Source organism: Paenirhizobium naphthalenivorans (genome assembly GCF_007992095.1).
In the GTDB taxonomy this organism is placed as follows: domain Bacteria; phylum Pseudomonadota; class Alphaproteobacteria; order Rhizobiales; family Rhizobiaceae; genus Allorhizobium; species Allorhizobium naphthalenivorans.
In genome coordinates this window covers 1-18,986 of record NZ_BJZP01000011.1, presented here as the reverse complement: position 1 = coordinate 18,986, position 18,986 = coordinate 1, and the positions used below count along the sequence as shown (strand labels likewise).

The following is an 18,986-nucleotide window of genomic DNA, read 5'->3' as shown; positions in this document are numbered from 1 at the left end:
TCATAAGCTACGTCAGCGCCTCTCGACCACGAGCCGGGACACGCTCTCACTTTATCCTTGACGCCACGATGTACGTCGGCCCGTGCCCATTGCGAGCAAGAGGGATCGAAAGACGAGCAAGCGCATTCGCCTGACGAACAAGGGGAGCCCCAAAATCATGACGGATGTTTCCGCCACTTGCTGTCGTTCGCCACGCGCCAAAACCTTGGTCAAAGACCAGAGTCACCGTGAGGCCGCCCTCGAATATGACATCCATGTACCTTCCATGTGGGATCTGGGCGAACTGAACAGCCATGGTCAGTCCTTTCTCCTGAGCGTAGGCGCGAATTGACTGCTCCGCTTCCGGGCCGTCCCGCCAGTCATCGAAAACCCGATACTGCATGTTGTTACGAGGAGTGGGAGGCGAGGTAAGCAGCTCGATCGTCGGAGCTGATCCTTTCACCAAATCAGCCACGGTATCGATGAACAGCTTCGCCACCAGTGGCGACCGCACATACTGATCACTATACCTGATGGATGTTACTTTCTGCCCTTTCGGGACGCCGAGCTGGGCAACCAGGCTGCGAATCCTGTTCGCCATCGCGGTACCGAACAAGGATGCGGGACGGTCGAGTTCGTTCGTGATGGTCTCGTACTTCGAACCCGGTGACGGAAGGAGTGCCGTTTCATCCAGTGGTGTGATGTCACGAGAAAGTTCGAACGCCCCCCTGACGATCGGTCGTTCCACTGGCGCACCCCACATATCCCCCGGAAGCCATGGTCTGTCGTCCCTGGAAGCCCAGACCATGCTGATACCATTGCTGCTCACTGCAACTCCTATCTTGCTGCCGTTGCCAGCGGCAGGAATCGGCCCCACAAAGAGAGGGAACGGCGTGGCACTCGTGGCAAACCTCTTGCCCAGATCGTAGAGGGCAAGCCGACCGGCGGTGTCGCTGGCCTTCATGAACTCTTCGGACACCACAAATCCAATGGCGTGGCCATGGAGGCGCCATCTATCCAGTACCGAGATGAGTGGCCATGCCGCCAACTCGCCGGCATCAGTTTCTGCAGGCAGATAGACCTGCAAGCTAGGCTTCTGGCCCTCCCTCAGCGCACGTTCGACCTCGTCGAGAACGGAGGTCGAGATCGTCGAGTCTTTCGAAATCCTATCCTCCTGGCTCAATTCCAAGTCGAATGAGAGATGATTCCGTACGAAGCGGAGCGCGCTGATCCTATCGAGCGAACCTGGTTCGAAAGGGGCGTCGCGGACCAGAACACAAGCTGCGCATCCGCTTGTGCAACCAGCATTGGCGCAGTCTAGGACCTCGGTGGCTTCAAAAAGGACCCTCGAAAGATGTCCGGGAATTGAGGCCGCGAAACCTGCGCCACCTGCTGCCTTGTCGAACACCAACAAAGATGCCGCCCGCCCACCAAGGAAGCCTTCGGAAGTTTTAGTTGCGAAGCCCATCTCGTCGGCCTCGATGCCAAGGACGCGAGCGGTACCCTCACGGATCGCTATCGCCAGTGCGGTGGCAGCCGCCTTGCTCAAAGGAGCTGAAGGCTGGATCTCGAACACATCGGTCGTGATCTCATAGCCCAGTTCCAAGTTCCTGCGGACTGACCAGGCATTGCTGTTGCCCTCGCACACGAGAGCGCTCTCGTCCTTCTTCCATCGCAGGGGCGCGTGTGCTGCGAGGGGGGATGGCGTGGTTTGGTCGACATCGCCGGTGTCTAGCATCGGGTGATCGGGTGCGGCCCTCCCGCAATGGAGGCAAAGAGCATAGCCGTTCTTGGATGAACCTCTATTGCTGTAGTATACAGCTCCCTCTCTTGTGCTCCGGAAACGACCCAGCTCCGGGATAGGAAGAGAGACCCAGGGAGCACCTCTCACCGACACACTCGGCTCTTCGGGAGCCACGTAGGAGATCATGTCGGTTTCCGCGTGGACCTTGTCTCGAACATCAACTGAGAAACCGGCCGGACGCAGGTATTGTGTGCTAGTCACTGGCCCTGCACATGCTGAACATGCAGTCAGTCTTGTCCGACTGGAATCGCTCGTTCCGCATCGTCTGCAATTCCAGTGGAATTTCAGGCTCTGAACATCTCGAATGTTCTCCTCTGTGGCTGGTCGCTTCCAGTTCAGCAGGACACCGGCGGATTTGTGCACCAGTCCATCGAGAACGATCTCCGATCCTGGCGCATAATCCCTAATCGCCAGATCAAGTGACCTTTGAGGACCGGACAATCTAGTTGCACGCCGACCATCCGTCGGCTGATCCGATTTTGAGCGATGGGGAAGAAACGTCACCACCCCGGTCGGGAAGCCGTGACCAGGAAGGAAACCACGATCAGCAAGTGCACTGAGCAGGAATTCGTCGCAGAGCCTCTGAAGCTCCATGCCCATTCTGCTGCGACCAGCACCCTTAACGCCTTCATCCTTGGCAAGAGCCTGGAGACCGTCCCATTCACTCTGGAACAACTCCTCAAGATCCGTGACCGCCTGAAGGCAGGCGTCGATCATCACCTTCTCGCCTTCAAGCACCGAATGTCTGACCAGACGTTCCAGTTCGGTCTCGACGACCGCTGCCGTCGTAGGTGCCTGCAGCCATTCCTTGAAATGCGCGATCGGACGCTGCTCCAGCAGTAAGCGCCGCTCGCCCACAGCGGCCGGCACACCTAGAAATGCACCGATGGTCATCCGGATCGGGTCCCCGCCGCGACCCACCATGAACCGCCGAAGCAGGAAAGCATTTACATGCCGCTGAACGATCGGGCGGCTGCTCAGGGCCACCCGAGGTGCGGCGAGTGATCGATTGAGGTAGCTGATCGGGGAAACGAAGGCTTCCCTGTCCAAGGGACGATCACGGCAGAAGGTAAAGGCCAGAGAGAAAGCCTGACCACGTCGACCGGCACGACCGACCCGTTGCTTATAGCTTGCTACGGAAGGTGGCACGTTCGTCATCATGACTGTGGAGACGGAACCGATATCGACGCCCATCTCCATGGTCGTCGAGCAGTTCAGGATGTTGACCTCACCATCTTTGAACTTCTGCTCGTACGTGCGCAGAAGGGCGCTGTCCTGTTGAGCTGAGTGTTCGGCGGATCGTGCATATTCCGCGAAGAGCGCGACACGGTCCGAGATATTGTTCCAGGCTCCGGATGCTCGAAGGCGCGTGACAGCTTCGGCTTCTTCAAGCCAATGACCAATTTCTGCCCGGGCCGCCGCGGGATCTGCCTCGCCCAGAAGGGGTTTCGGATGCCGCGGCAGTTGGACGGGTTCGGCGGGACTGGGTTTTGACCGTTGTGTGCCCTGTGCGAAAGGACTGGTGCCAAACGGAGCGAAATCGAGAACCCTGCGCGTCGTGTGGCATAGGAATCCATCAGTAACAGGAGCGATGAAGGATTTCCGCAGGTCCAGCGCACGTTTATCCGGGTCATCGCTGAACAAGGGCAGGAGGTTGTGCCAAGCCCTGTCGAAGCATTCTTCGATGTCAGCCCGGTGATCGGCAAGCGTGATATCAAGCCCAAGCCCGCTCACCAGCAACGCTTGCGGCGTTGAGAGCATGGCCAGATTTCGTGGTACACCCGGCCATGCCAACTTACGGCGATCCCCAAGCGTTTTTGCACCGGGGCTCAGGATTCCCTTGGTCTTGGCTCGGGGCGTGATCCAATGCATCAAATCGCCATGAACCGAAACCGCTGCGTTACCTCGCATAAAGAACGTGGTGATCGCGTAAAGGAAAGCCCGCCAGTCATGGATGGTTTTCCCTCGCCGTGCGAATGGGGTGGGCAGCGCCTGCTGACCATCGATCACCGGGAAGCGTAAGCGCGCCATTCCAAGGGTCTCAAGGGACAGAGCTTTTCGCGGACGTCTTGCGAGTTCCCGGAGAAGCAGGAATTCCGCGAGTTCCACACTGCCACTAAATAGACGCGGATCTCTAGGTGCCCACACCTCCTTCAGCCACCGATCAACCTCGCTTCTTTCACTGAGGCGGCTGACCATCTCGTTCCACGCAATCCCCTCCAGACGCTCGGCACCAGCATCGGCAAGCTCACGTCGCTTGGATTCGAGAATGTTCTGTACCGCGACGATCGGCGTGGCAGCCAGAACTGCTTCCAGCCCTGCAATCTCCTCCTTGAGCGCCGTGGTATCAACCTGGGTAGCTGTAGATATCGAATGCTGAACGGTATGGTAGACAAATGAACGGACGAAGTTTCGCTCGGCTTCTGCCTGCATCTTCGCCGACATCCGCGCAGTACCTTGACGACTATCGGTGAAGGATAGAAGTCGACGCCCCTGTGATGGGACCGAGATATCCACCCGACCAGGATCCACACCCTCCAGAAGGATTGGAGCCGCGTTGGCAATCATGAACGGCGCTCCGAAGCGGGCAGGCCTGAGCAGGCTATCAACACCTCGGGTAGAGGTCTTACCGCAGCAGGGGCAGAAATCAGCCTTCTCTTCATACGACACCGTCACGGTGTCAGCGTCCTTGGCTGGTCTAGTCTGCCATCCCTCGGTCGAGAGGTGCAGAGGTCGAAATCCCGCTGCCCCTTCAGGCCGCAGAAGGATTGTTCTACGGACCTCAGGATAGGCTACGCCGACCGTCTCCTCGCCCTGAGTTTCGTCATCTGTTTCGGGGTCGTCCTGGTCACGAAGAGCTTCGAACTCGAATTCATCTGAGTCGATGCCGCGACGCGTCGACTGAATCCTGTCGTTTGCTGCATCGTCGTGCGCTTCAAGGACTACCTCGCCGCATTCCTGGCAACTTATGATCTCAAGCACGGGCGCGGAGCATGTCGGGCACGCATCCCTCGGGTCGATGAAGATTTCTCCGAATCCCCAGCCTGCTGGTGCGCTTTTGCAGTTGGGATTGACGCAGCTCCATAGGCCCGGAACGGCACGCTCGAATCCATGAATCCTCATCGGCGCAAGGTTTTCAGGCTCATCAGTTTCCGGATTGGTCCGCTTCGCATTCGCCAGAAGGCTCATGAAACGTTCAGCATCGAGTCCCAGCCGCCTCGCGACGTTTTCCATTTCCGACAATGTTTGAGGGCGAACAAACAGCTTGTTCGCGACGAAATCCCACGCTGTGTCGTCCGATGCGAGAGCATTGAACAGCTCACCGCCGTCCATTTTCTCAAGTCTGTCAGAACTTGGTAGCCTTGCCCGAGAGGCGGGTCGAACCGGAAGCTGCCTCTCGCCCTCGACCACATGCACATTCGCGTCGGCAATCCCGGCGACATCCGCGAGGAATCGTTTCAACTGGTTCTGGATGTCGTCTCCCGATCCGATGGTCGCGGACGTAGCGACGAAATGTACCTCCTCGGGCTTGCAGTCGAATGCCAGAAGGACTCGACGAAGAAGCAGGGCTATCTCCGCCGCTGCGGCACCGACCAGTGAATGCGCTTCGTCCAGGACAATCCACTTGAGCTGGCCCTTGGATTTTTCAATGATCGGCTGATCCTCGGCCCTCGCGAGCATGTACTCGAGCATCGTCACGTTCGTCACGAGGATCGGCGGCGGGCTTGATCGGAGCTGCTCTCGATCGATCTGCTGTTCTGGAGTGACGCGCTTCAGGCTTTCTGGCTGCGAGTTCGGCAGGTCACCATTGTATAGGCAATATCGAATGCTTCCACCGAATGGCCGAGTCCATGCCGACAACCGTTCGCGCTGGCTCTCGATCAGGGCGTTTAGGGGGTACAGCATTATCGCCTGCACCCCCTCGATCTTTCCATTGCTGCTGGTTGCCTGCGATACGAGGTCACTTAGGATTGGGAAGAGGAAGCATTCCGTCTTTCCGGAGCCTGTGCCAGATGTAACAAGGACCGACTGCGGGGCGCCTTGCTTCGAGAGGTGTTCCCAAGCTTCCAACTGGTGTCTGAACGGACGTCTGGTCTTCGGAAACCGATAATCGCTGCCTTCAGCGAGCCCATCTATCACCTCGACAAATCGAGGGTGCAGAACTTTCGAAGGGACGCGAGCCATGTTGACCGCGGCCGGGATGAATGGATGTGCACCCTCGATTATCGGCTGCTGAAGCAATCCGCCGGCGGCGGCAGTTTCAGCATTGAAAACCCGCCGAAGATGATCGACCAGATGCGTGTCTCGAATGCCGGACTGGGAGATGATTGCTTCGGCGGATCGACGACGGATCTCGGAGAGAGTGGCAAACGGCTTCAATTTGTGACCTCGAAATGGCGCACGACGTGTGCGTATGCAAATGAAACGTATCTGCTGTGCTCGCGAAGAGCTTTTCGCAGCAGGATGTCGCTGGAAGGGGTGATCGTCAGCATCCCTCGAGACGCGGCCGCCAATGCAACAGGAGCTACGACCCCGTCGAAGTCCTCGACACTGAAGTTATGGAATATGGTAGGCAGTCTTATTCCTGCAGACAGGACCTGCTCGAGAACTGGATCTCTCCGCTTGGCCGATATCACCGTGTCGTCGTCGAACATCCTCTGTTCCCGCATGAAATTCTGCAGGACATCCTCGAGCGTAGGCATTGCCGTTTCCGGAAAGCCGAATTTCACGAACATTCGATCCAATCCCGGTTCCAGCGCAAGGACGCTGGCACGCATCGATTTGAGTTGTTCGATAAGCAGGTTCTGTCGCATCTCTTCGGGAAGTATCGAAAGAGCAGCTTCGAGCGCATCACGCGTTGCGACGAAGGCTTCCTCCCATGCGCTGGAAGGAATGGTTAGCCAAAGGAACGGTAGTTGTTCCTGCAGATTCCAGATCGCTTGGCGTTCACCGTCGGTCGCCGCAGACAAAAGCAAGCGGACCAGGGCACGAGGCTGGAGAGCGATCTGTTTCAGCACCTCGAATGCCGATGCCGGAAGACCGTTCAGTGAGCCTACGAGTCCCACCAGAAACCTGACATCTTCGTTGGGGAGCTGTCCTTCCATCAGGAGATCGACGGCCATCTGCAACTCGGACCGAAGCCTTGCGTATTCCTGCTGTGCGAGAGCGGACTGCAATGGTGTTCTCGGAGCTTTCTCCAGTTGCAAGTGCACGAGCAATGGACGGGATACGACATCTGGACCATCGCGCAGGTATACAAGGCAAGGCCCCCGACACCAGTCCGGGAGCTCGTACGCGCCGTCTGCCGTAGCCCTGAGGAGATGCTCTCTTTCAGGGCTCATGATCATTCGCGCGACGGGCTGTTCGGTGAATTCGGAGGAGAACACCACAGCGCCATCGAGCATCCTTGGCCGAGGGTAGCGATATTGCTTCAGGCAGATCGGCTTTCGGGAGTCACCGAGGAAATCGAGTTCCAAGACGGCATCCTGATCCCCGATTTGTGCAATGAACTCCTCCATTACTCTCTTCAGAGCCGACAAAGGAAATTCGTCAGCAAACTTGAACTGCAGCGAATTCGATTTCGAGATCCGAGGAGCAACCGTCAGCGTCGTCGTGTGCGGGGACACCGCGATCGCACCGCGTAGTGCGGTGATATCGATCTCTTGCCCGGCCGAGGCAACCTTCCCGTCGCTGAGGATGATAGATGCCTCTCGGCCTCTAAGCGGAACGGTGGCCGAGAAGTATTGACCGCCGCATGTCCGCAACCTGACTGCGACCTTGTAGCGAGGCTTCCCAACGAAAGAGAACTTCAATCCCTCGCCGGATTGTTCGATCAGGTTCATGTCGTCGGGAAGCTCGACGTTCCAGTCGGGCAGGGATTCACAGGTAATCACACCCTCGGTGGCACCTGTCATCCGACCTTGGATCCTGGCTCCATTGGGTAGGACGGCTATACGTCGTCGTTCCAGTTGGATGTCGGCGACCGGATCTCGCCAAGAGACATCGAAAAGCCCATGCTCGGATATTCTCCCATCAAGAACCGGCCTCCACACTTCTCCAAGTCGCCGATACTGGAGTTCACCTCGTCTTGGCTGACGCGACCCGACGGGCAAAGCGATCTTGAAACTGACCGATCCTTCGCAGAGCTCGAACTCGTCGTCCGTATGGATCGTAGCCGACGCCGACGACAGTATTTCCAGGCTTTCCTGCCGTTCATCTTTCCCGGCCTCGACACGGTATCGCTCTCCGGTCGAAGCGCCGGGTTTCGCGAAATAGACGGTGCCGGAGACGGCGTGAAGTGTGCGGAAATTGTCGACGGACCAAGTTTGACCAAGGGTCGTCCCGTCCGCCGCCGTCGCCTTCCAGTCGGTTGGCACCAGAACGTAGACGAGAGGAGGGGGCAGACTTGCGGATCCGGTCTTTGCAAGCCTCATCTTCCGAGGCAGTGCCGGATCCGATCCCTCGTCCGGAATGAATGTTGCAATTTGTGAGGTGACGGGCGCGCCTTTGGGCCAGACAACGGAGATGGCCTCCGATCCACAAGTAAGGTTCGCCGTCACACTTTCACTTAATGGAAAGCCGACAATCAGCTTTCCCAGCGATACCAGCGGACGAACCCGCCACGCGTGCGCCCCCTCAACTGGAGGCTCAAACAGCGCGATCTGGCTCGGAAGAAAGTTCGCAAGGGATCCCGAAGGACTCGCTTTCCACCGACCATTCAGCGGGATTTCCGCCAGACGGCTAGCTGGTACTTCACCTTCAGCGTTCAAAAGGAGGGCCGGCTGCCACCTCTCTCCATTGAAGCAGAGGTAACGTTCAGCGCCGATGCCTGATCCGGAGATCGCGCCAACCTTCTCGTTGAGCAGGCCGCCCAACAGCTTCCGCGCGATCTCGTCGTGCTCGGCAGACATGTAGATCGGAAGGCTTTCTTTCCAGTCCGGATTGTGCGCATCAAGATATCGTACCGGATCGATGTTCGACGGCGCTTGATCAAGTGCTTTACGCCATTTCACGAGTTCGACGATAAGTTCGCAACAGAGGTCGACTAATCCTTCCTGCCGATATGAAGTGGGCACCTTCCACGACATGTCGTGAGCAAATCCATGGATGTGCTCACGATCCACGCCTGTAAGGGCAAACCGCATGATGGTTCGCAGGTAGTCGGCAAGCCAAGTCGATCCACCATCTGCCAGGAGGTGCGCCGAAATCCCGCCCTCAAGTGCGAGCGTGAGAAGGAATTCTCGACTCGATTCCGATCTGATCAGCCGACGCTTCCAGTAGCCGACTCCAATACTCGTCAGATTTCGTTTGGTGTGGTCCGGGATATCGCGAAGAACTTCAGCGGCAACCGCGTCCCATTTCAGGAACAGCGTTGTTGCCTCGCGTCGGAACCACTCCGCACAGAAGGCCACAAACATGCTCGCCGCAGGACCATCCTCCTGCAACAACCTCGCGGTAGACAAGCGCAAGCTCTGCCTGAGCTCTACATACTCCTGATCTGTCATCCGATACTGATGCAGCGGACGTCCATCTGGAGAGTGAAGACCGCGCTTTAGGAGGAATGCGGCATTCCAATGCCTAGTCGGCGTTTTCTGGGTGACACCCGTCGATTTCCTCAAACGTCGGAGCAGGCCAAGAACCTCCATGTGGAGTTCGATCGCCTCATCTGATTTTCGAGGCTTCAGCACTCCGCTGATTTCCTCGAGACGAACCATGTTATCGCGGCTGCGATTGAACTCGATGCGCAGATCGTGATCGGAAAGCTCTTTCAGACGCAACTTTTCCCCCTCCGTTGCATCGGAACCTGATACAACAATGATTACCTTTAGTTGAAATCATTCCGCAAGTTGAAATGCCGCAAATCTCAACATATTGATGTTGCAGGTAGATGCTACCGGCCGATACCCAGTGGCATGCATTAACCGTTGGCCGCCGGGACCCAGCCCAGCCGCCGCAAATGGGTCTTGACGCCCTCCCGCATGTTCTGTATTCGTTCCCGTCCATGAGCACCTTCGCGCACCACTCGCTACGAATACGCTGACGCACTCCGGCTTTGTCCGGTGTCGCCCTGTTCTGCGTTTCGTTTTCGAGGGATGCCATGAAGGTAGTCTCAGATGACCGAAGGGACGATGCCGTCCCGCACAAGGTCACGCCTTCTCCAATTTACACACCGATGGCGACCATCAAGTGCGATGGCCGTGCGCAATTCCGATCCCAGCAGGCGAGGGACTTCGCCTGCCTGTTGGATCTCGACCCCGACGTCGCCCGATGGAGTACGGCGCCGCCGCTACTCCGGAACGGAGACGACGAGTACCAGCTCGATTTCATGGTCCTTACAGAGGGCGGATCCTTCCTGATCGATGTCGGGCAGGAGGAGCCGATGCCGCCGATCTGGCTATCCGCCGAGATTAAATCCATGGGTCATCGATACCGATCCGTGGCCATGATCGACTTCGCCGAAAGCGTCCGTCTCCGGAACGCGAAGGATCTTCTCCGATACGGGTTCTACCGGCCGGCGCTCGGCGACAGGATTCGTCTGCTGGCCGGCCTTGAGGAAATGGGGTCGCTCACCATCGCGGAATGCCTGTCGGTGATCCAGGAAGGCCGGCCGATGCCAACACTGGCGTCGCTGATCCTTCAAGGGTTCCTGGAGGTCGATCTCGATTATGACCTGTTGAGCCCGGAGAGCCAGGTTCGCCGGATACGAGGATGACGCATAGCGCCCATGAGCGCCGACCGCATCATCTTCAATTCGGGATCACACACAATGAAAAACGTACTTCGCGACCGGGCAGGCTTCTCGCTACCGGAATTCCTCGCCTATGCAAGCATCAGCCGGGCCCTGCGGCCTTACAGACGCGTACCACATTTTGCCATCGGCCTTGTTCTTGAGAACTGGGAACGGAAGACAAGTTATGTCCAGGCGGCGGTCATGTTCATCGACAAGCGGTCGGACCACCGCTTCCAGGATCACGTCAAGATCTTCGATGAGACCCGTTCGGACCACCACATCGAAGCGGTGATGGACATGTTGCAGCACAAGCAGACCATCATCTTCTTCCGGTCCGAGGAGGCGATCCCGGAAGATCTCCGCTTCGCTCTCGACATCGTTGTGAAGATCGAGCCACCCGACATCCGCCAAGTGCGCGGGGTCGTCAGATGGGGCTACAAGACCACGGTCACCGACGACCAGGCCGAAGCCTTGATCAACTGCGACTGGCGGCGCCTCAAGCTTGCGATGACGTGGGGCCGCCCCATGCCGCGCGTTCTTGCCATCGTCGAGAAGATGGTGCGGGCAGACGCACCAAGTGTAACAAGCGCACCAAGTAAGACTGGCGAGATCCTTGCCGATATCAGGCTCGAAGACATGGAAGGCTACGGCGACGCCAAGGTCTGGGGTCTCGACCTCGCACGCGATCTCGATGATTGGCGTTCGGGAAAGATCACCTGGGACGACGTCGACAAAGGTGTTCTGCTTTCCGGGCCTCCGGGAACCGGGAAGACGATCTTCGCCAAGGCGCTTGCAGCCACCTGCAATGCAGGTCTCGTGGTCACTTCCTATGCGAAATGGCAGGCGAGGGGCTACCTCAACGACTTCCTCAAGGCGATGCAGAGGAGCTTTCAGGAGGCGAAGAAAAACGCGCCCTGCATCCTGTTCATCGACGAGATCGACGCTTTCGGATCGAGGGACAGTGGCAGCACACAGAATGAATCCTATGACACCAAGACAATCAACGGTTTGCTTGAGCAGTTGGATGGCCTTGAAGGGCGCGAAGGGGTCATTGTCGTCGCCGCCACCAACAATCCGCATAAGATTGACGCCGCGATCCTTCGGTCCGGTCGCCTGGATCAGCAGGTCAAAATTCCGCTTCCGGATCTGAAAGCTCGGACCGCTATCTTCCGAATGCACATGCGAGGCGCGCTCGACGAAGGCCGTTGCAAATCTTTCGCCGAACTGTCCGAGGGGGTCTCCGGCGCCGACATCCAGAAGATTGTCCGTAACGCCCACCGCCGGGCTAGGAGGCTTCGAAGGCCTGTCGAATTGGCGGATGTCCTGTTGCACCTTCCCATTCCGGCGCAGATCCCTCCGGAGACGTTAAGGATCAACGCCGTTCACGAGATCGGCCACGCGGTCGTCGGGGTCGTTCTCGGCATGGAACTGGTCAGCGTCGAGATCTCGTCACGGATCCTTCTGACAACGCAGAACCAGCCCGTCGGCAAGGCGACATTCGGACGTCGGCCCTGGGCGCGTCGGACGAAGGCGCACTATCTCGATGCCATCGCCATGGGATTGGGAGGTATGGCAGCGGAGCAGTTGCTGCTGGGGTGTCACGATGATGGCGTGGCTGGAGGGCTGGGATCTGATCTGTATGATGCGACCCGTACGGCAATCCTGTTGGACAGGTCGTTCGGGATGGGCGATGGGTTGGCATCGCTCGGCGACATTTCAGAAGCACCGATGATCGACGTCAGTCGGATGGATCGCAGTGTCCTCGCCAGGGTGGACAAAGTTCTCAACGAGCAGCTCCTGCGCGCGACGGAAATCTTGGAGCGGCATCGTCCGGCGTGCGAGAGGCTAGTGGATGCCTTGGTGGCCGGCCTCGAACTCTCGGGGCAGGAAGTGCTGGATGCACTTGATGCCGATGGTCGCGTCGAGCCACGGGCGGTTCGATCGGGCTAGCAGGAAGCAGGTCAGCGTCCGAATAGCCAGCCGAATATTCCGCGTCGCCTCCTCTCGGGCGGCGACGCCGACGATGAGCTTTCCTCAGCGATCTCGCGGGATAGATTGCCGAATAGGCGTTCGCTCAGCTCGTCCCGTTCCTGCTTCTCATCCGCTTTGATCCTCTGGATGTCGGCGGCCAGCATGTCCTCGTAGAGTTCCGAGGCGGTGGAATGGTTATCGGCCTCACCCCAGAGTTCCCGCATCCATTTGCTATCGGTGACACCGAGAAGAGATAGGTGGTCACATCCGACACGGTCGTATGAGAGGTCGAGAGCGGCAAGACGGGCGTAGGGAACACGCTGGATTACGCCGTAACCAGCGTAACTGCTCATCGCTGCAAGATGATGAAGTTCCCGCAGCTCGGCTTCGTATCCGGTCTTCGCCTTCCGAGCTTTCCGAATCTTCATTCGTAGCGAGACGGCCATCTCGCGCCACGCTGCGGGTAGCGGAAGGTGGCGACGTGCCATCGCGTACCGTTTGTCGGGATCGTCCTTGATGCGGTTGAGAGCGTCGTACCAGAACTCACCGCCTTCAGGAGCGGGTCCCGCGGCCTGTGCGACAAAAGTCCCGTCGGGCTGCTTGCTGCCCACCATCTCCCACATGCCGCGATCCAGGGCGCGAGCTTCCTCATCTGTCGTGGTGTCGACCCAATGCCTCAATCTTCAGACGCCTCCTGCTCGGCAACCTCGATGGATACCCGCACGCGCTTCGACGGTCGAACTGCCGGCTCCGGCCGCGCATAGTCCGGAGCATGGAAGTACTGCTGGCGGCCGCCGAACCAGATCATCCGCGCAGGCATGTCATAGTCGGGATAGTCGATTAGATCCGGCCAGTCGGGATGTGGGCGATTCTTTCTTAGCGTCTCGTAATCGGTTTTGAACCAGCGGTTCAGGACCGTGACGCTCCGCGAAGGCAAGTTCTTCGTCTTCTTCTCATTGAGCGGAAGCTGCATGAAACGCGCATGAACCCACTCTGCGTAGTCGAGTGTCGTCTTAGTCGCCTTGAGACGCTTCCCGGACGGTTCCGCTGTGGCAATGTCGCCTAGCCATATCGCCCGCTCGCGTGTGACCTCGCGAAGCTTGTGATGGTCGTGCGTCATTCGCGTATGGACCGCACCTCCGATGCCGATGTACTGCATGCTCACCTTCCGTTGATAAGGCCGCATGCCGATACACATGTAAAGTCCGTGGTTCCAATTCGCCCGCGCCTCGGCCCGGACCTCATCAAGATCCCAGTAAGGGCCGTACCAGTTGACGGCAATCATTAGATGCTTCGAAATCATTCGTGTTCCTCTCGATATCAGAGAAAGCGAGCTTGAACTGGCTCGCCTCCTTTCGAAATAATGCTGGATCCGTACTCCTCCCTGGATGTCACCATGATCGCGTTGTCCGGTTCCGGGCGGGCGAGTGCCTTGACCTCATCCCGTCCGGCACGCATCCAGACATCGACCTCTTCTTCGGCCAGCATTGAGACGGGCATCGCCTCCTTGTGGATCGGCGCGACGACCTCGTTGGGATCGGTCGTTAGGAAGTTGTAGAGATCGTCGGTCGTGCGGCCCCACCGAAACGAAGGTAAGATTAGCCTAAGGGCCGCGCAAAACAAGGTTGAACGTATCCCGATGTGTGGAGTGGCAACCCTTTACGTGTTGGTTCCAACCTTGGAGATACGCCACGCCTGATCGGTCGAAGGCCGGACGAAATGGACATATTTGTCGCCGTCAGTGACGACCCTTACGCTCGACACATCAGGTAGCGTTTGAGTAAAGAACAGGTCGATTTCTGATAGCGAAGGCACATCTTCCTGGTCGATGAGAACCATGACGCGTTGCATGTTCAGCCCCCACATATGCACCTTGCATTTGAACTTTCGCTCGAACTCGTCTTTCCACTGCATACGCCTGACCCTATCCACTGTTGTTGTTACAGATACTGCCCGGCCTCACCGTCGGCATCAAAGACAATCACGAAAACTGGCTAGGATAGCCTCATCTCCACCGGGCGGTGCCTCGAGCCTCGTCATCCGCGATGCCGGAGAAGCCTTTCCCGATTGCGCCGCTCTCCTACTGCGATCCGCGCGGTCTTGGCTGGCCGGAAGCCGGATTTCGCGAGAGCTTCTGCGAACGTGGGCTTCCTCCTGCGGAAGAGATCGACAATGCGTGCGAGCGAGATGGCCATGTTGCGGCTCCGGAAACGAAGGTGCGAAGCGGACGTCCGTCAGTCCGAGCGGCCGACAATATCCTGGTGGAGAACTCGTTCAAGGTCCCGACAGCCTCTCTTGGCTAGGTCGACGAAATTTTCTTCAATAAAGCCGGTCACTTACCGGTGTGTCCTAGCAGGCTGATTCAAAAAGAAAATCTGCGAAATCGCTGACGGAATGTGACAATATTCCTAAATCGGACCGACTTGGCTCCGTTCACATGAAGGAACGGAAGGGGAGCGTAAAGCATTCTCGGTGGCATGATGTCGTCACTTCCGACCAACGCGATCGGAGTGGCGAACCTCGTGGTCTGGCCGAAGCTGTTCCAGCATGATCTCAATTAACGGCCGGATCCAGCGTGAGGGCGATGTCGTTCATCTGGTCGCGCAGCAGCTCCTCGATCTTTCTGGAAATCTGTCCGGGCTGGCTGACCGCGACATCGACTTCAAGCTTCCGACGGGACGCGGCGACGAGATCGCGCACGGATCTGCGGGAGGCGGTGATGCGAGGACCGACCGAAGCCGATGCCGGAGGCGAGGGACATCTACATCAGAGACCTGCATATCGACCGCTTGAAGGTTAAGGCGCGGAATTTCCAGTGACGGGTCAAAAATACAACGGGGATATCGAGCGCGATACGCGAAAGCCCATGACCGACAACTGCCGCATCGATGAAGCGTTTTCCGGGCCAGTCGTCCTCAGTTTTCGATTGCAACTCAGACCTCATGCTCCGATCCTATTCGCGGAAACGCGGAGTCAATGATGGCAAGCGAGAGCATGGCAATAGGATTCTTACGCCGAATGAAGGCAACCGTAAAAGCAGAAGACCCCACGCCGTCCGGTGGAGAGCGCATCGAATCCTACCTCACGTCGTACTTGGACCACTACAAAGGCATGATCGAGCCAGGTTTCGCGGTACTCGTAACGGGGCCATGGGGATCTGGAAAGACGCACCAGATCAAGAATGCGCTTGCTCCCGCGGAATACTATTATCTCAGCCTGTTTGGGCTCCAGTCCGCTGATGAAATACGGGCGTCCGTATTCGCTGCCATGTATCCGACGAAGGATCGCTTCAAGAAGATAGCCGCTTTCGCTGACGGCGTGAACGTTTCGACCGGAGGCTATGGCACACTAGGTACAAAGGGCTTACCCTCGGCAATAGTCGGCGCACTGGTTGGGAACAATGTCGAGACCGATCGCATAATCATCTTTGATGACCTCGAGCGATGCAAGCTACCGATCAACGATGTTCTCGGCGTGATCAATCGCTATGTCGAGCATCATAAATGTAGAGTTGTCGTGATCGCTCACGACGAGGAAGTGGCCGGTCTCGGGCCGATAAAAGAGAAGGTGTTTGGCCAAACGATCCGCGTCTCGGTGCAGATCGAAGGTGCCTTCGATGCCTTCGTGAAACGTCACGACCTGCAGGCGGACGCGCTCTTTCTTGCGAACCACCGCTCCGAAATCATCGACATCTTCAAGTCTTCCGGTTGCGCGTCGCTGAGAAATCTCCGTAATGCCGTTGATGATCTGTGCCGGCTCCGTGCGAGCCTCCGCACAGAGCACCTTACTAACGCCTCCGCGATGACGGAACTCGTGAGACTGTTCACGGCCCTGTCTCTGGAGGTTCGAATGGGCAACCTCACGCAAACGGAAATCAGCAACCGCGCCGGGGCGAGAATGCAGAACACGGTTGCTCGTGTGAATCGTCGTGGAAACGAGGAAGTAGAGATGTCAGCCTTCGGCAAGGCCCAGGAGAAGTATCCGGCCTCCGATCTCTCGGGAACACTTCTGAAAGACGCTGTGCTGGAGGATATGCTGTTCGCGGGACACTTCGACCACGAAGCGATAGCAGCCTCCCTCGATGGCCATCCTCATTTCGCTTCGCTCGGAACTGTCCCAGCTTGGCGGATGTTCATGGATTTCGACAGCCTTCCTGAAGCTCAGTCCGCTGCAGCACAGGCTACCCTTCTCAAGGAGTTCGAGGATCGGCAGATCGATGGGCACGGCAATCTACTGCACCATTTCGCGCTTCGTTTCATGATGGCCGAACACGGTCTGATCGATGCGGGCCGCGCGGATGTCTTGGCGCAGTGCAAGTCCTACGTCGACGACCTTCAGCGGCAGGGGCGCATCGAGGTCGTCGAAAGCGTATGGTACGGCAGGCCCGCCGGGCGACGTGAAGTCTCTGAAGGGATCGCCTATTGGGTTGAAGACTCATACCGCGCAGAATTCCAGGAGATCGACGCTTACATCCACGAAGCACGGTCCCGCGCGTTGGAGGCGACATTTCCCCAGAGGGGAGCCGAACTCGTTGCCCTGTTGAACGCAGGAGCAACCGCGTTCTTCGAACGCGTCTGCGACAGCAACGTACAAACCGATCCGTTATCGGTCGTGCCAGTCTTGGCTGCGGTAGACCCTGTCGTTTTCGTGGATGCTTGGATGCAGGCGCCCGGCGAGAATTGGTACTGGATCAGTGGTGGCCTGGCGAGCCGTTACAAGCCGATGTCTCTATTCGACAAACTCTCTGACGAGCTGCCATGGATTACGAGGGTCCTCGAGCTTCTTCAGGAGCGGGAAGCCGCAACAGATTCAGCCATGCTTCGCTTGCGCATAAAGAGGATACGAGCACGGGAAGAAATCCCGCCTCTGATAGAAGATGCCGTTGAGATGCGCCGCGATGCGGAGGTACGGGCTGCGAGGCGTGCGGCACCTATCACGCCGACAAAGGAGCCGCCTGTTAAACGCCCACGGAAAGCAACGAAGCGAACGGCTGCGACCTCGTAGCCCGCAAGGTGCCGGGCCTTTATCGATGACTATGCGCCGTTCTTAGGTGACGCAATCTCGGTGTTCACCTATCACCCTCATGCAGGACGGCGTAGTGATGCTAAGATCCGCACGCTGCAGGAGCGTGCGGCGGCACTACGGCGGGCGTCTGACAGGTACTTGAGAGCGCGGGGATCAGCTCAGGCTTGAGGTTGGAGGCTGTTCGACACGACCTTGTCCAGCAGCTCCATGAATTTGCCGTTCTCCTGCGAGCACTTCCAGAAATTCACGAAGCGGCAGACGAGCTGAACGTTCTTCGGCTCATAGTGCCCGTTGCTGTCGATCCGGTCTACGGATGCGAGCATGTCATAGTCGAGATCCTCCTGCCCATCGACATGCAGCGGCAGTCTGGTGATGGCACAGAGACCTTCCTGTCGGACCATCAGTTCGGCGAGGTGAGCCTTCATCTCCGGCTCGGAGCAAAGGAGCCTCTTGTCCTTGAGGGTGCGGAGCACCTGCTGACCTTTGGCATTCCGAACAGTATCCCTGATTGTCATCATCATGCGAGAGAGCACGAGTTCGGACAATTCGACATTGTTTCCGAGGGTCTTTCCCTTAAGCGCAGACGCGTCGTTGATAAGGTACCAGCTCACTGACGGCGAAGGCTTGAACGGAGCGGTGAACATCTTCTTCTCGACCACCGACGATCTCGACGTGCGAGCGAACGAAGCTGTTGCCGCACTGGAGGTGATCAGGCAGGTCTACAGCCTGTCCGAACCGGCTTTGCGAGCGGGCCTGACGTCCCTGGCGTTCGACAAGATCCTCGCCACGATCCCCGACGACTACATCAGAAACGAATCCATAGAGCTTCGTGCAGCCAGATCCTACCTCAATGGGATGAAGGGACTGATCGCAGCATCCGCGATGAGCGAGCTGACAGGCGAGCGGACATTCCGGAGAACGAACAAGGAAGCGTCGGACTACGCGGACAGGTGCCGTTTCGCGCACACCTTCAAGGGAAGCTTCGGTCTCGCCATCGAGTCTCCTGTAGGATTCAATGACCAGGCAGAACTTGCCTTCATCGAACCAACGATCCCCTTTGGTCGCAAGGTGATCCGCCGCATCGCGAATGGCCTCCAGTCGGTTGTGAAGTCCTTCAATGAGGACAGCGTATCCCCGATCCTCGAAGCTGCCGATGGTCTCAATGCAAACATGTGCAGCGAGCTGGTCAGCATAATCGATCGGACAGAGATCCCCCGGATCGATATCGCTTTCGTGCTCTCTCCCGAGTGGGAGCCCGACGTTCCGCCACCGCCGGCCTTCCACATCGACGCCCGGTATCGGGAGCTGCTGAAGGATGCATCAGCCCGACTGACCACTGAGGACGACGCGCAAACCGTCACCGTCGTCGGCCGCATCGTGAACCTGCACGCCGATCTCGATCCCGATGACCTGCTAGATGCCGACGTCGACCGGATCGTTCAGGCGAACTGGGATAGCCCCGAGCATGGCCTTATC

11 protein-coding genes and 2 pseudogenes are annotated in these 18,986 nt (G+C 58.0%); 6 read left to right on the top strand and 7 right to left on the bottom strand.

Annotation, left to right across the window (positions count from 1 at the left end; genetic code table 11):
* Window positions 1-46: 46 nt before the first annotated feature.
* Both RNA01_RS12365 and RNA01_RS12360 read right to left on the bottom strand, forming a co-directional pair.
* Window positions 47-6,163, bottom strand: a complete 6,117-nt coding sequence (locus RNA01_RS12365) for a DEAD/DEAH box helicase (protein ID WP_147180525.1) — start codon at window positions 6,161-6,163, stop codon at window positions 47-49.
* Window positions 6,160-9,561, bottom strand: a complete 3,402-nt coding sequence (locus RNA01_RS12360; RefSeq protein ID WP_235916596.1) for an STY4851/ECs_5259 family protein — start codon at window positions 9,559-9,561, stop codon at window positions 6,160-6,162. Before RNA01_RS12360 ends, RNA01_RS12365 begins: the two co-directional genes overlap by 4 nt.
* Before the next feature lie 320 nt (window positions 9,562-9,881).
* On the opposite strand from RNA01_RS12360, the gene RNA01_RS12355 reads away from it, so the two are divergent.
* Window positions 9,882-10,496 carry a hypothetical protein gene (locus tag RNA01_RS12355; RefSeq protein WP_147180523.1) on the top strand — a complete coding sequence of 205 codons (615 nt, stop codon included), beginning with the start codon at window positions 9,882-9,884 and terminating at the stop codon, window positions 10,494-10,496.
* A 54-nt stretch (window positions 10,497-10,550) separates the two neighbouring features.
* Window positions 10,551-12,464: an AAA family ATPase gene (locus RNA01_RS12350; RefSeq protein ID WP_147180522.1), complete on the top strand. Its 1,914-nt coding sequence runs from the start codon at window positions 10,551-10,553 to the stop codon at window positions 12,462-12,464.
* A gap of 11 nt (window positions 12,465-12,475) precedes the next feature.
* Here the strand turns inward: RNA01_RS12350 and RNA01_RS12345 are convergent, their stop codons facing one another.
* The 4 genes and pseudogenes from RNA01_RS12345 to RNA01_RS12335 all read right to left on the bottom strand — a co-directional run bounded on the left by RNA01_RS12345 (window position 12,476) and on the right by RNA01_RS12335 (window position 14,399).
* Window positions 12,476-13,165, bottom strand: coding sequence for a hypothetical protein (locus RNA01_RS12345; RefSeq protein ID WP_147180521.1), 690 nt, complete (start codon window positions 13,163-13,165; stop codon window positions 12,476-12,478).
* Window positions 13,162-13,788: a hypothetical protein gene (locus tag RNA01_RS12340; RefSeq protein WP_147180520.1), complete on the bottom strand. Its 627-nt coding sequence runs from the start codon at window positions 13,786-13,788 to the stop codon at window positions 13,162-13,164. Before RNA01_RS12340 ends, RNA01_RS12345 begins: the two co-directional genes overlap by 4 nt.
* A 17-nt stretch (window positions 13,789-13,805) precedes the next feature.
* Window positions 13,806-14,069, bottom strand: a pseudogene (locus RNA01_RS24050) (SOS response-associated peptidase); the annotation flags it as partial.
* A gap of 75 nt (window positions 14,070-14,144) precedes the next feature.
* The gene (locus RNA01_RS12335; protein ID WP_147180519.1) at window positions 14,145-14,399 is read right to left on the bottom strand and encodes a hypothetical protein; all 255 of its coding nucleotides are present in this window, start codon (window positions 14,397-14,399) and stop codon (window positions 14,145-14,147) included.
* A gap of 131 nt (window positions 14,400-14,530) precedes the next feature.
* On the opposite strand from RNA01_RS12335, the gene RNA01_RS12330 reads away from it, so the two are divergent.
* From RNA01_RS12330 to RNA01_RS12320, 3 genes and pseudogenes are all read left to right on the top strand, one after another.
* Complete coding sequence (locus RNA01_RS12330) at window positions 14,531-14,788, top strand: hypothetical protein (protein WP_147180518.1); 258 nt, start codon at window positions 14,531-14,533, stop codon at window positions 14,786-14,788.
* Window positions 14,789-14,959: 171 nt separating this feature from the next.
* Window positions 14,960-15,304, top strand: a pseudogene (dnaE2, locus tag RNA01_RS24045) (error-prone DNA polymerase); the annotation flags it as partial.
* Window positions 15,305-15,503: 199 nt separating this feature from the next.
* Window positions 15,504-17,489, top strand: a complete 1,986-nt coding sequence (locus RNA01_RS12320) for a P-loop NTPase fold protein (protein ID WP_147180517.1) — start codon at window positions 15,504-15,506, stop codon at window positions 17,487-17,489.
* Window positions 17,490-17,668: 179 nt separating this feature from the next.
* On the opposite strand, the gene RNA01_RS12315 is transcribed toward RNA01_RS12320, so the two are convergent.
* Window positions 17,669-18,055, bottom strand: coding sequence for a hypothetical protein (locus RNA01_RS12315; protein ID WP_147180516.1), 387 nt, complete (start codon window positions 18,053-18,055; stop codon window positions 17,669-17,671).
* A 7-nt stretch (window positions 18,056-18,062) separates the two neighbouring features.
* Between RNA01_RS12315 and RNA01_RS12310 the strand changes: the two genes are divergently transcribed.
* A partial coding sequence (locus RNA01_RS12310; protein ID WP_147180515.1) for a hypothetical protein occupies window positions 18,063-18,986 on the top strand: 924 nt, incomplete at its 3' end.